We start from the raw sequence: 13279 nt of genomic DNA on the forward strand, positions 1-13279 counted from the left end.
CGTAGGCGCTCTCCCACTGCAACACCACGGAGGTGATCGCCGAGGTGGCGCCCAGATCGACGCGGATCCACTGCGGATCGCTGAACTGGCTGGCCCAGCGGGTGCCGGCGTTGCCGTCGGTGGCGTTGCCGGCCGCGACATCGGCCCCCTCCTGGGAGGAGGCGGTGGTGGGTTTGCCCTGCGAGAGCAGGGTGTCGGCCGCGTGCGCGCCAAGCTGCGCAACGGCGAGATAGGCGACGACCAGCGCCGCCACGACGATGGGGACAAGACGTCGCCAGGCAAGCCGGGGCGACGAGGAAGCCGTATTCACACGAACTCCAGGGGATAGAGCGGCCATGGCACCGGGGAAAATGCCGAGCGCTCGGGGAAAGCGCTCTCCGTCCTAGCGCGAAGTGTTACGCCGCCCTTTCCGGCGTGTCAATACCAACCCCGGATCCCTGCCCGCCACAGCTCCACAATCCCCACAAAACCCCACACCCTCTTGACGGAGGTGCCAGAAATGGCACACGGTGGTCCTTGATTGGAGAGCGCTTTCCAACCAGGTGGCCGGCGGCGATTGCACCCCGTCGCCGGCCATCCGACAAACATGTTGTCGAGTTTCGAGTCGTGCCGAACGGCGGCCACCGGATCAGGCCACGGGGCAGCAGGGATCCAGGTGGGGTGCCACCCCCGGCCCGATCTGTGAGCAGCCGCTCGGCACGGCCCGAAACCGACAACCGCCGGCGGCTTACCGCTGCTCGGAGCGCCGAGCTATGTTGCCAACCAGGTGCAGGACAACTCCCGGTGACGGCGGTCGGCTGATGACGGTGATCGACCTTGGCGACCTCGCGGATGCGGCCGCCGAACCGGGGGCCGCCCCGGTGAACCTGCCACGGCTGCGCCGGCTGGCCCTGGCCGTGCTCACCGTGGCCGGTCTGGTCGCCATGGCCGGCTCCGCGCCGGCGGCACCGTCCCGGGTCCGCCCGCTCTGGGCGGTCGGGTTCCAGCCGGGCGACACCATGGCGGTGGACGGCCGGACGGCGTACCTGAACCGGGCCGGCCCCGCCGGGTCGCGCGCGGTGACCGCCGTTGACCTGGCCACCGGCCAGCCCCGGTGGAGCACGCCGACCGGCGCCCGGGTCGCCGATTCCGGCGTGCGCGAGGCTGGCGGCGTACTGCTGGTGCCCACCACCCCCGCGCCGATCAGGCGGAGCGAGCCGGCCGGCCCGCGGTCGGCCCGCGGCACGATCGCGCTCGACGCGGCAACCGGCCGGCAGCTGTGGCAGTCGGACGGCGACGCCTTCCCGTCGGTGGCCGGCGGTGCCGCCCTGCTGGCCGAGACGGACGAGTCCGGTACGACGACCGGGCTACGCCTGGTGCGGCTGCGCGACGGCCACCAGGTGTGGCGGCGCGCGATCGCGCCGGCCGAGCAGTGGACCACTCTCGCCGACGCCATCGTCACGGTGACCAGAACCGGCGACGCCACGGTCTACGGCTATGCGGACGGCCTGGTGCGGCACCGTGGTCGCATCCCGTGGAACGGGGTCTACGCCACGACCCTCTTCCCCGCCGACCCCTACCTGGTGGTGGTGCGGACGGCATCCGCGCAGACCGTCGCGACCGTCTACCGTTCCGCCGACCTGCGCCCACTGTGGCGATCCGACGAACTGGTCGGCTACGTCACCGGCTGCGGCACGCTGATCTGCACGGCGGGCGCGCCGGGCGTGACCGCACGCGAGCCCGCCACCGGCCGGCAGATGTGGCAGCGCACCGACCTGAACTTCGTGTGGGACCTCGGCGGCGGGCGCATGCTGCTCTCCGCGGCCGCCAACCTGGCCTCGGCCACGACGGTGCTGGTGGATACGGCCACCGGCCGGACCATCGGCCACCCGTTCGCCGGGCAGCAGGCGTTCTCGGTCGACCGGGCCGGCTCGCTGCTCCTGCTCCGCGGCACCAAGGCGTCGCCCGACCGCACCGTGCTGAACCGCCTCGACCTGGCCACCGGCCGGCAGACCGCGCTCGGCGCGGTCGAGCGGATCGTCGAGCAGGGCTGCCGGGGAACGCCCGGTTACCTCCTCTGCCCACGCGGCAATACGCTCGCCGTCACCGCCGTCCGCTGATCCCCGCCGGGCGGCGAAAAAAGTTCGGCGAGGATGTCGAAGGGGCGTCGAGGGCTACGACCACACCCTGAACGGCGGCCACCCGGTCGCACCGGCAACGAGGAGATCGACGTGAAGTACATGCTGATGATGTTCGGGGACGCCACCGACATGATGGAGGCCCGTTCGCCCGAGTGGGTCCGCGACATGATCGCCTTCATGGGCGACTTCAACGCCGAGCTGGAGAAGTCCGGTGAGTTCGTCGGGGCGGAGGGCCTGGACTTCCCGTCCACGGCGAAGACCGTCAGCCTGGTCGATGGCCAGGTCGTCGTGTCGGACGGCCCGTTCGCCGAGGCGAAGGAGGCCCTGGCCGGCTTCTGGATCTTCGACGTGAAGGACGAGGCCCGAGCGGTCGAGCTCGCCGGCAAGGTGGTTGTCTGGGCGGAGCGGGTGGAGCTGCGCAAGATCGGCGAGGCCCCGGAGGTGTGATCCGTCGACCGGAGACGGCGCCCACCCGGGCGCCGCTCCGCGACGGCGACAAGGCGACCAGGCGACCAGGCGACCAGGCGACCAGGCGGCAGGACAGGGGGAGGGGTGCCGTGACCGAGCCGGAGATGCTGTTGAAAGAGCTTGCTCCGCAGGTCCTCGGCGTCCTGGTCCGGCGTTACGGACAGTTCGACTCGGCCGAGGACGCCGTGCAGGAAGCGCTCCTGGCCGCCTCCGTCCAGTGGCCGCGCGAGGGCATCCCCGACAATCCGCGAGCCTGGCTGACCTCGGTGGCGTCGCGTCGGCTGATCGACGAGTTCCGCAGCGAGAACGCCCGCCGCCGCCGCGAGGTCGACGTGACCCTGGGCGACACCACCCCCGACGTCTCCGACCGGGACGACACCCTCGACCTGCTCTTCCTCTGCGCCCACCCGGCGCTGTCCGGCCCCTCACAGCTGGCGCTGACGCTCCGGGCGGTCGGCGGCTTGACGACCGCCGAGATCGCGCAGGCGTTCCTCGTACCGGAAAGCACGATGGCGCAGCGCATCAGCCGCGCCAAGCAGTTGATCCGCCGGAGCGGGCGTGGTTTTGAATCTCCGCCGGAGGCGGAGCGCGGCGAACGTCTCCGCGTGGTCCGCCAGGTGCTCTACCTGATCTTCAATGAGGGTTACACCGCGTCCGGCGGCCCGGCGCTGCAGCGGGCCGAGTTGACCGCCGAGGCGATCCGGCTGGCCCGCATGCTGCACAAGCTGCTGCCGGACGACACCGAGACCAAGGGTCTGCTCGCGCTGATGTTGCTGACCGACGCCCGGACGAAGGCGCGGACCGACCGCGGCGGCAACCTGATCCCGCTCGACAGCCAGGACCGTTCGCTGTGGAACAAGGAGCAGATCACCGAGGGGGTCTCGCTGGTCTCGGCCTCGCTGGGCCGCGGCCCGCTCGGCCCATACCAGATCCAGGCGGCCATCGCGGCCCTGCACGACGAGGCGACCAGTGACGCCGAGACCGACTGGGCGCAGATCCTGGCGCTCTACGAGGTCCTGGAGCGGATCTCGCCGGGGCCGGTGGTCACGCTGAACCGGGCCGTCGCGGTGGCCCGGGCGCAGGGTCCGCTGGCCGGGCTGGCGGTGCTCGCCGACCTGGACGGCGACGCCCGGATGGAGGGCAACCACCGGGTCGAGGCGGTCCGCGCCCACCTGCTGGAGCGGGCCGGTTTCCGGCAGGAGGCACAGGCCGCGTTCGCCCGGGCCGCGAAGCTGACCGCGAGTGCCCCGGAGCGCCGCTATCTGGAGGGAAAAGCTCTTACATTGCTCGAACAATGAAACGGGCATGATGAACCGGTGACCGACGCCAAGGGCCTGGTCCTCGTGGTCGAGGACGAGCGGCCGATCGCCGACCTGGTGCGGCTCTACCTGAGCCGGGACGGTTTCGGCGTGCACGTCGAGCACGACGGTGTCGCCGGCCTCGCGGCGGTCCGCCGCACCAAGCCGGTCGCCTGCATCCTCGACATCGCGCTGCCGGGCCTGGAGGGCACCGAGATCGTGCGGCAGATGCGTGCGGAGGGTGACTGGACGCCGGTCATCTTCCTCACCGCGCGTGACGATGAGGTGGACCGGATTCTCGGCCTGGAGATGGGCGCCGACGACTACGTGACGAAGCCGTTCAGCCCGCGCGAGCTGGTCACCCGGGTCCGGACGCTGCTGCGGCGCGCGGCCGGGCCGCCCGACGGCGGTCGGGTGCGCACGCTCGGGCCGGTCGCCCTCGATCCGGCCCGCCGCCTGGTCACCGTGGACGGCGTGCCGCTGTCGCTGACCCAGACCGAGTTCGACCTGCTCGGCCACCTGCTGGGCCGGCCGGGCCGGGTGTTCACCCGGGAGGAGCTGCTGGCCACCGTCTGGGGGTACGCGTCGGCCGCCGGCACCCGCACGGTCGACGTGCACGTGGCGCAGGTGCGGGCGAAGCTCGGCGCCGCGGCCGGACTGATCCGCACGGTCCGCGGCGTCGGCTACACCGCCGATGCGTAGGACCCTTACCGGCCAGGTCGTGCTGGTCACGGCGGCCACCGCGGTGATCGCCGTGATCGTGACGGCGCTGGTGGCGATCCCGGTCGCGGTGCGCAGCGTGAACACCCAGGCCCGCGCGCAGCTGGTGGAGCAGAGCAAGCTCGCGGTCGAGCTGCTGGCCACCGAACGCCCGGCCGCCCGCGAGGGCATCGTCGCCGACCTGCGCGATCAGGGCGTCGAGGTCTATCTGATCCGGCGCGGCGTGGCCGACCGGGCCGGGCTTCCGCAGCGGGTGGTGCAGCAGATCGCGGCGGGCACGGTGGTCAACACCCGGTCACCGATCGGGGGCCGCCCCTCGTTCATCGTCGGCCGCCCGCTGAGCGGCCGCAACGCCGGCGTCGTACTCACCCGCGGCGTCGCCAACGGCACCGCGAGCAACGTACTCGGCAGCATCTGGATCGCCCTGCTCGCCGGCCTGGCCGGCGGCATCGCGGCGGGCGCGCTGCTGGCGCGCTTCATCGCGCGGCCGATCCGCCTGGCGGCATCGGCCGCCGGCAAGCTCTCCGCGGGCGATCGCTCGGTGCGCATCTCCCGCCGGGGTCCGGCCGAGGCCGGCGAGCTGGCTGACGCCATCAACCATCTCGCTGCCGCCTTGCAGATCAGCGAGGGCCGGGAACGCGACTTCCTGCTGTCGGTCTCGCATGAGTTGCGTACGCCGTTGGCGACGATCCGGGGGTACGCCGAGGCCCTGGCCGACGGCGTGGTCGGTCCCGACGGCGCGGAGAAGGCCGGCGCCACCATGCTCGCCGAGTCCGAGCGCCTCGACCGGCTGATCTCCGACCTGCTGGTCCTGTCCCGGTTGGAGGCGGCCGACCTGCCGCTCGACGTCGTCCCGGTCGACCTGGTGGACCTGGTGCGGGCGGCGGGGGAGGCGTGGGCGTCCCGGTGCGCACCGGACGGCCCGCTGCTGCGGGTGGAGTTGCCGGCCGGGCCGCTGACGGTGGAGACCGACCCGGGCCGGATCCGGCAGGTGATCGACGGTCTGTGCGAGAACGCGCTGCGGGTCGTGCCGGGTGGTGCGCCGCTCGTGCTGGCGGTCCGGGCCGGCCCGGACGCGGCGGTGCTGGAGGTGCGCGACGGCGGTCCCGGCTTCACCGACGAGGACCTCGCGGTGGCGTTCGAGCGGGGGGCGCTGAACCGCCGCTACCGGGGCATCCGCAAGGTCGGCAGCGGTCTCGGTCTGGCTCTGGCGGCGCGGCTGGTGGCCCGGCTGGGCGGGCGGATCAGTGCCGGGCACGCCCCGGAGGGCGGCGCGATGTTCACCGTGGAGCTTCCTTACCCGGCCCGAACATCGTCCTGACCGGGCCCTGCCGTTGCGCGCGCAGGATTTCGCCCATGAGACGAACCCTTCTGGCCCTGGGCCTCACCGGCGCGCTGGCCGTGGCCGGCTGCGGCGCCCCGGCCGCGGCAGTTTCGGATGAGGCCATTGCTCTTCAGCAGGTCGGCTTCGAGACCGGGCTGGTGGACACCCCATCGGCGGACGCATCGGCCGGCGATGCTCCGCGCAAGGCCCTCCGCAAATACCTGCGCCGCAACACCCTGCACGGCGAGGTGGTCATCCAGACGAAGAAGAGCGGCGCCAAGACCGTCGTGGTGCAGCGCGGCTCGGTGACCGCCGTCGACAAGGACAGCGTGTCCGTGAAGTCCGCCGACGGATTCACGCTGACCTGGAAGTTCGGCGACAAGCTGCGGGTCGTGCAGGACCGCAAGCAGGTCGAGAGCTCGGCCCTGAAGACCGGCACCGAGATCGGCATCGCCGGAACCAGGGACGGCGATGTCACGTCGGCCCGGCTGATCGCGATCAAGTAGATGGGCCGCGGCCCGTCTCCCCCGGGACGGGCCGCGGCACTTGGAGGAAGGCTTACTGGAGGAACTCGCCGAGCGGGGAGAGCAGCAGGCCCCCCAGCTGCGCCGCGACCCGGTCGAGATGAGCGCGTTGCTTGTCGGTGGCGGACATGTCGTGCCGCATGACCCACAGCTTCTGCGCGTTGCGCCACGCGACGTTCCGCGTGTACTCCACCGCCTCGCCCTGCCACCAGTCGTCGAGGCTGCCGTTCATCGTGTCGATGAGCAGTTGCCACTTGTCCAGGTAGCCGCGGCGCAGGCCGGGGATGGCCACCGCGAAGATCTCGTTGATCTGCAGGTAGTCATGGTGCTGATCGCTGTCGTCGATCGGGTCGGTGCCCAGGTGGTCGAACGTGGTCACCAGGGCGAACGGCAGGTCGAAGTTGATGTGCGCGTTCACCCCCGCGCAGGCGGACGGCAGCGGCCGGCAGTCCGGACCGGGAATGCGCTGGAACAGCCCGGACCAGACGCGCGGGCAGTGCGGACTGGTGTCCGGGCCGGCCCACGCGCGCAGAGCATCGAAGTAGCGCGCCGCGAACTCCACGTCGAGGCGCGAGAGAAAAGCCGGGTCTTTGAACTTCCCCCCGTAGAGGCGTTCGAGAACACCCTCGGTGATCGTCAGGTAGAGCTTGTTGAAGTCACAGAGCGGGTTTTCGGCCAGCAGGGGTGGCACGCGGCCGAGGATGTCCTGCAGCTTCGTCAGCTGATCAACCACGGCGGGTACGTCGTCGGGGTGCGATTGCAGCAGGTCTGACATCTCCTGCCGCACCGGTCCCCAGACCGACTGGGTCATCGGTTCCTCCAGGTGAATCTCCACACGGAGGGCCCCCAGCACCGGCCGGCGACGGTAGCCGCCGGCCGGTGCTCCCCCGTACGGTCAGCCTTCCATCGCCGACGTACGTAGGGATCGGTAGATCTACGTATTCCGCGTACGCATATAACGGAAAGGTCACGCCGCGGTCAGGAACACCCGGCTGGCCTGCACTCTCGTGCGTACCTGAAGCTTGTCGAAGATGTGGCCGACGTGGACGCCGACCGTGCGCTCCGAGATGAACAGCCGCTCGCCGATCTCGCGGTTGGTCAGTCCCTCGGCCACCGCGGCCAGCACCTCCCGCTCGCGCTGGGTGAGAACCCCCAGCTCATCGTCCGGATCGGGGCCGGGCGGGTTGATCGGGACGGTGTCGGTGTCGTCGGCCAGCGCCACCCGGAACCGGTGCGCCGTCGCGACGATCTCGGCGGCGAGCGGGCGTGCCCCCATCGCGATCGTGGTGGCGTACGCCTCCCGCAGAGCCACCACCGCGGTGGCCTTGCGCGTCTTGCGGGTCAGCGCCGCCTCGGCCCGGCGTAGCCGGGAGTAGGCGGCCGGATAGGGCTGACTACGGCGGTCCCAGGCCACCGCGGCCCGCAGCCACGGCTCCGGATCGTGGCGTTCCTCGATCCGGCTGATCTCGGCGTTGCACAGGTCGATGTAGCCGTCGATGACCGCGCGCACCGGGGTCGCGGCCGTGCCGACCCCCTCGGCCATCCGCTCGACGACCGTCTTGAGTCGCCGGATCGCACCCGGGTCGATCCGCTCCCCGTCGGTCAGCGCCTCGGCCTCGGCGCGCAGGCCGTGCCAGGCCAGCACACCCAGCAGCACCAGGTCGTCGGAGCGGGTCTCGGTGAGTCCGCGCTGGACGGCGGCCCGGGCCTGGGCGTGCCGGCGCTGCCACATCGCCAGGCCGGCGCGCAGCGTCAGCATCGGCAGCACGTGCCGGGCGCCACCGCCCGCGAGCAGGGTGGCGACCGCGTCGAGGTCGCGGTGGGCGGCGTCGACGTCGCCGAAACCGACCCAGAGCCGGCACCGGGCCAGCAGCAGCTCGACCGCGTCGGCGCCGGACGGCCGGTGCCGCATCGCGGCCTCCAGCACCTGGTCGGCCTCGGCCCACTGGCCGACCCGGAACAGGCCGTTGCCGGCGATCGCGAGCAGGCGGGTCTGATAGGTGCGGCCGACCCCGAGCGAGGCCAGCCGCTCCGCGCCGCGGCGGGCGACCAGCACCCCCTCCTCGACGTTGTTCAGCGGGCCGGCCAGCAGCTCGGCCAGGTGAAGGTAGGCGACGCCCATGTCGTCGGGGTGCCCGGATCGCTCGGCGATCTCGACGGCCTGCCGGATGACGGCCAGACCGGCGTCCGGGTCTTCCCGGAACGCGGAGCTGAAGCCCAGCGCGGCGCTGGCCCGGACCAGGTCGGCGGTGGTGCCGTTCTCGGCGGCCAGGTCGAGGGCCTCGGTCGCGCGTTCGTAGGCGTCGGCGTACCGGCCCAGGTGAACCAGCAGCTCGGCGAGGTAGGCGGCGGCCGACGCGCGCTGCCTCGGCGCGCAGTCGGGGGCCTGCAGGGCCAACTCGTATTCCACCTCGGCGGTGGCCGATCGGCCGGCCGCGGCGAGGTAGCGGGCCCGGCGCAGGTGTAGCTCACAGCGGCCCGGCGCGTCCGGGCGGCCGGCCAGCTCGGCCAGCCGGGCCAGGGCGCGCTGGTGCTCGCCGCACAGGTGGGCCGACTCGGCCGCGTGCGCGAGCAGCTCGGTGCGTTCCGGTGCGTCGCCGGCGATCAGGTCGAGCGCCAGTGACCAGTAGCGATGCGCCTCGGTGAAGCCGTACATCTGCTCGGCCGACCGCGCCGCCGCGACCACCGATGGCAGTGCCCGGGCCGGCTCGCCGGCCTTCTGCCAATGGTGCGCCAGCCGCGCGTGATCGACCGCCCCGCCGCCCTCCATCGCCTCCGCGTACCGGCGGTGCAGGGCCGCGGCCTCGGCCGGCAGGACCTCGGCCTCGAGGATCTCGGCGACCAGCCGGTGCCGCAGGCGGTAGCCCTCGGCGGTGCTGGCCACGAACCGGTGGGCCACGGCCGCCCGGATCGCGTCGATCAGCTCGTCCTCGGGCAGTTTGGTGACCCGGGCCAGCACGGAGTGCTCGATCGGCTCGACGCCGGCCGCGACCGCGTGCACCACCGCGTGCGCCTTGGGCGGCAGTTCGTCCACCCGGGACAGGAAGATCTCGCGCAGCGTGTCGGACAGCTCGATCCGGCCGTCGCGCAGGTCACGGGCCAACTCCTCGACCACGAACGGGTTGCCGCCGGAGCGCTTGAAGACCCGGTCGGAGTCTTCCGGCTCGATGCCGCCGCCGGCGATCGCGTTGACCAGCTCGAGGGTCTGCTCCTGGTCGAGCGGGGACAGGTCGACCACCCGCACGGACCGCAGTCGCCGCAGCTCGGCGAGCACCCGGCGCAGCGGGTGGGCGCCGTGCAGGGCCTCGGCCCGCACCGCCGCCAGCACCGACAGCCGGATGCCGCCGAGGCCGGCCAGCAGGTAGAGCAGCAGCTGGCGGGTGCTCCGGTCGGCCCACTGCAGATCGTCGAGGACGAGCAGCAGGTGCCGGTCACCGGCCACGGTGCGCAGGTCACGGGAGACCCGGTCGAGCAGGGCGCCCGGATCGTCCGGTTGGTCGATCTGCCGAAGTTCCGGGTCGAGCTGTCGTAACGCCTGCAGAACCGGGTGCAAAGGGGACGCATCGCCGATGTCAAGACAGGTTCCGGACAGCACGGCAACGCCCGTGGCGTTCATCGCCCGGGCGGTCTCCCGCAACAACCGGCTCTTGCCGACGCCACTCTCGCCGGTGACGAACACCGCGGCAGTGCCGCCCGGGCCGACGTTGCGCAGGTCGGACTGGACCTCGGCAAGCGTGTCGGTGCGACCGACAAGCGGACCGTCGTCCCCCTCGTCGCTGGCCATGAAGGGCAGCCTAGTGCGAATCGACCTAGCACGTTGTCGTCGGTTCGGTCTGTTCTGCGTCACAAAAATGACGGGGAGCAACTCTGTCAGAGATACGTCGTTCTGACGATCCAGAAGTGGACGGCGGCTGGCACCGTTTCTCCCCGGGGCAAGCAAGGAATTGGGGGAGCGTGAGACATGACCGCAATCGCTATGGCGGAGCAGGAGCGGCGTCAGACCGTAACCGTCCTCTTCATCGACATCGTGGGGTTCACCTCGCTAGTCGACGACCTGGACTGTGCGGTGGTTCGCGCATTGCAGCGTGACTACTTCGCGACCGTGTGTGAGGTGGTCCGTGCGGGGGGCGGAGTGATCGAGAAGTACGTCGGGGACGCAGTGATGGCAGTCTTCGGCACCGGATCTCCGGGATTCGGGCCGGAAGCCGCCGCTTCGGCGGTGCGGGTGGGCCTGTCGGTCCAGGAGGCGTTGAGGGGGCAACTCCTGGCCGGCAGGTTCGCCGTCCGCACCCGGGTGGGTCTCGCGACCGGCGACGTGATCGTCGACGTCGCGGCCGCCCGGGAGTTCGGGCACGGAATGGTCAGCGGAAGCGTGGTCAGCACGGCCGCGCGTCTGCAGGCATACGCGCCGCACGACACGGTCGTGGTGTGCGCGTCGACCCAGGCGGTCACCGATGAGTTGATCGCTTATCAGGAGCTGCCGCCGGTCCGGGTGGCCGGCAAGCCGTACCCGCTCGACCTGTGGCGTGCGCTGCAGCCGCAGCGGGTCCCGGCCGGCGTGGGGCAGCTCTGCGGGGTGGGCGCCGAGTAACCGGCGTCTGCAAGGGTGGGCGCCGACCAGGGCATCGGCGCCCACCTCCGCCGTGTGTTCTCGCACGATCGTGAGGGTGGCTCAGGCGGTGTTGAAGGGAGATTGTCGGAGGCTCCCGGTAGGCTCGCCGCGTCTTGACCACCTAGGGCCGATCGGGAGTGCCACCTCGTGACCGCGGAAATCCTGTACGGGGCTGACGACCTCACGCACCTCGAAGGGCTGGATGCCGTCCGCAAGCGCCCGGGCATGTATATCGGCTCGACCGACAGCCGCGGCGTCAACCACCTCGCCAACGAGATCATCGACAACTGCACCGACGAGGGTGTCGCGGGCCACGCCACCAACGTGGCGGTGATCCTGCACGCCGACGGTTCGGTCCAGGTCGACGACGACGGCCGGGGCATCCCGACCGACATCAACGCCAAGTCCGGCCTCAACGGCGTCGAGCTGGTGCTGACCCGGCTGCACGCCGGCGGCAAGTTCGGCGGCTCCGGCTACAAGACCTCCGGCGGCCTGCACGGCGTCGGCGCCTCCGCGGTCAACGCCCTGTCGCTGCGTTTCGACGTGACCGTCAAGCGGGCCGGCAAGGTCCACGAGCTGTCCTTCCACCGCGGCCAGCCCGGCGTCTTCGACGGCCCGGGGCCGACCGCCCGCTTCACCCCCGAGTCCGGCCTGCGGGTCGTGCGGAAGATGAAGCGCGGCGAGCCGACCGGCACGTCGATCCGGTATTGGTACGACGCCCGTTACTTCGAGACCGGCGCGCGGCTCGACGCCGACTCGGTGCGGGCCAAGCTGCGCAACACGGCGTTCCTGGTCCCCGGCGTGATGTACACCTTGCGCGACCTGAACGCCGAGGAGGTCACCACCGAGACCTTCCACTACCCGCACGGTCTCACCGACATGGTGGAGTTCCTCACCCACGCCGGCGACAAGCCGGTCTCCGGCATCCTGATGGTGAACGGCGAGGGCACCTACAAGGAGAATGCCGCCGACGCCAACGGTGTGATGCAGTCCAACGTCGAGCGCCGGGCCGAGATCGAGGTCGCGTTCCGCTGGGGCACCGGCTACGAGCGCACCGTGGAGTGCTTCACCAACACGATCCGTAACGCGCACGGCGGCACGCACCGTAAGGGTTTCGAGCGGGCCCTGGTCCGGGCGCTCACCGACGCGATCCGCAACACCCGCGGCCTGCTGCGCCCCAAGGAAGACCCGCCGGTCCTCGACGACCTGCTCGAGGGCATGACCGCGGTCATCCACGTGCGCGTCCCCGAGCCGCAGTTCACCTCGCAGACCAAGGACGAGCTCTCCACCGCCGGCGTCACCCGGGTGGTGCAGAGCCTGATCGAGGCGTACATCAAGGAGTGGGTCGACGGCCGCAAGACGAAGGCCGAGGCCCGCACCGTCCTGCAGAAGGTCGTCGACGCGGCCCGGGTCCGGCTGACCCAGAAACAGCAGAAGGACGCGGCCCGCCGCAAGACCGCCCTCGAGGGCGCGTCGATGCCGCCCAAGCTGGTCGACTGCCGGGCCACCGGCATCGCCCGCTCCGAGCTCTACATCGTCGAGGGCGACAGTGCTCTCGGCACCGCCCGGATGGCCCGCTCCTCGGAATACCAGGCGCTGCTGCCGATCCGCGGCAAGATCCTCAACGTGCAGAAAGCGTCCCTGCAGCAGGTGCTCGACAACGCCGAGTGCTCGGCGATCGTGCAGGTGCTCGGGGCCGGTTCGGGGCGCACGTTCGAGCTGGCCTCGATGCGCTACGGCCGCGTCATGATCATGGCGGACGCCGACGTCGACGGCTCGCACATCCGCACCCTGCTGATCACCCTGTTCGCGAAGTACATGCGACCGGTGATCGAGGAGGGCCGGCTGTTCGCCGCGATGCCCCCGCTGCACAAGGTCGTCACCAAGGGCCGCAACTCCGAGACGATCTTCACCTACACGCAGCAGGAGATGGAGTCCACGGTCACCCGGCTGGAGAGTTCCGGAAAGTCCGTGCAGCGGCCGGTGCCCCGGTTCAAGGGTCTCGGTGAGATGGACGCCGACGAGCTGTGGGACACCACGATGAACCCGGCGACCCGCACGGTCCGGCGCATCACGCTGCTGGATGTCGAGCGGGCCGAGGAGACCCTCGAGCTGCTGATGGGTGAGCGGGTCGAACCCCGGAAGAACTGGCTGATCGAGGCGGCGGGCCGCATCGATCAGGAGACGATCGACGCCTGAGAGGTCGCTGTTTT

The 13279-nt window shown here is 71.4% G+C and carries 11 protein-coding genes; 8 read left to right on the forward strand and 3 right to left on the reverse strand.

Translation table 11 applies throughout. The features are described from left to right. Positions 1-310 (reverse strand): discoidin domain-containing protein (locus tag Ato02nite_RS41875; protein WP_246608034.1); only part of this gene is annotated, 310 nt, incomplete at its 3' end. A 490-nt stretch (positions 311-800) separates the two neighbouring features. On the opposite strand from Ato02nite_RS41875, the gene Ato02nite_RS41880 reads away from it, so the two are divergent. The 6 genes from Ato02nite_RS41880 (at position 801) to Ato02nite_RS41905 (ending at position 6436) form a co-directional block, all read left to right on the forward strand. Then, a complete protein-coding gene (locus tag Ato02nite_RS41880) occupies positions 801-2099 on the forward strand; it encodes an outer membrane protein assembly factor BamB family protein (RefSeq protein WP_213012272.1) in 1299 nt (432 codons plus the stop codon). A 120-nt stretch (positions 2100-2219) separates the two neighbouring features. Further along, the gene (locus tag Ato02nite_RS41885) at positions 2220-2567 is read left to right on the forward strand and encodes a YciI family protein (protein WP_246608036.1); all 348 of its coding nucleotides are present in this window, start codon (positions 2220-2222) and stop codon (positions 2565-2567) included. A gap of 125 nt (positions 2568-2692) precedes the next feature. Beyond that, a complete protein-coding gene (locus Ato02nite_RS41890; protein ID WP_213012294.1) occupies positions 2693-3886 on the forward strand; it encodes an RNA polymerase sigma factor in 1194 nt (397 codons plus the stop codon). An 18-nt stretch (positions 3887-3904) separates the two neighbouring features. Further along, complete coding sequence (locus tag Ato02nite_RS41895; RefSeq protein ID WP_213012274.1) at positions 3905-4588, forward strand: response regulator transcription factor; 684 nt, start codon at positions 3905-3907, stop codon at positions 4586-4588. Further along, positions 4581-5927 carry a HAMP domain-containing sensor histidine kinase gene (locus Ato02nite_RS41900; protein WP_213012275.1) on the forward strand — a complete coding sequence of 449 codons (1347 nt, stop codon included), beginning with the start codon at positions 4581-4583 and terminating at the stop codon, positions 5925-5927. Before Ato02nite_RS41895 ends, Ato02nite_RS41900 begins: the two co-directional genes overlap by 8 nt. Positions 5928-5962: 35 nt before the next feature. Then, a complete protein-coding gene (locus tag Ato02nite_RS41905; RefSeq protein ID WP_213012276.1) occupies positions 5963-6436 on the forward strand; it encodes a hypothetical protein in 474 nt (157 codons plus the stop codon). Between the two features lie 52 nt (positions 6437-6488). On the opposite strand, the gene Ato02nite_RS41910 is transcribed toward Ato02nite_RS41905, so the two are convergent. Both Ato02nite_RS41910 and Ato02nite_RS41915 read right to left on the reverse strand, forming a co-directional pair. Beyond that, positions 6489-7265: a DUF5995 family protein gene (locus Ato02nite_RS41910; protein WP_213012277.1), complete on the reverse strand. Its 777-nt coding sequence runs from the start codon at positions 7263-7265 to the stop codon at positions 6489-6491. Positions 7266-7421: 156 nt separating this feature from the next. Next, on the reverse strand, positions 7422-10238 hold the full coding sequence (locus Ato02nite_RS41915) for a helix-turn-helix transcriptional regulator (protein WP_213012278.1): 2817 nt from the start codon (positions 10236-10238) through the stop codon (positions 7422-7424). Between the two features lie 177 nt (positions 10239-10415). Between Ato02nite_RS41915 and Ato02nite_RS41920 the strand changes: the two genes are divergently transcribed. Further along, entirely contained in the window at positions 10416-11045 is a 630-nt protein-coding gene (locus Ato02nite_RS41920; protein ID WP_213012279.1) for an adenylate/guanylate cyclase domain-containing protein, read from the forward strand. Positions 11046-11213: 168 nt separating this feature from the next. Continuing rightward, positions 11214-13265 (forward strand): DNA gyrase/topoisomerase IV subunit B, encoded by a 2052-nt coding sequence (locus tag Ato02nite_RS41925; RefSeq protein WP_213012280.1) that lies wholly within the window; start codon positions 11214-11216, stop codon positions 13263-13265. The last annotated feature ends 14 nt before the right edge of the window (positions 13266-13279 follow it).

Source organism: Paractinoplanes toevensis (assembly GCF_018332695.1).
Lineage (GTDB): Bacteria > Actinomycetota > Actinomycetes > Mycobacteriales > Micromonosporaceae > Actinoplanes > Actinoplanes toevensis.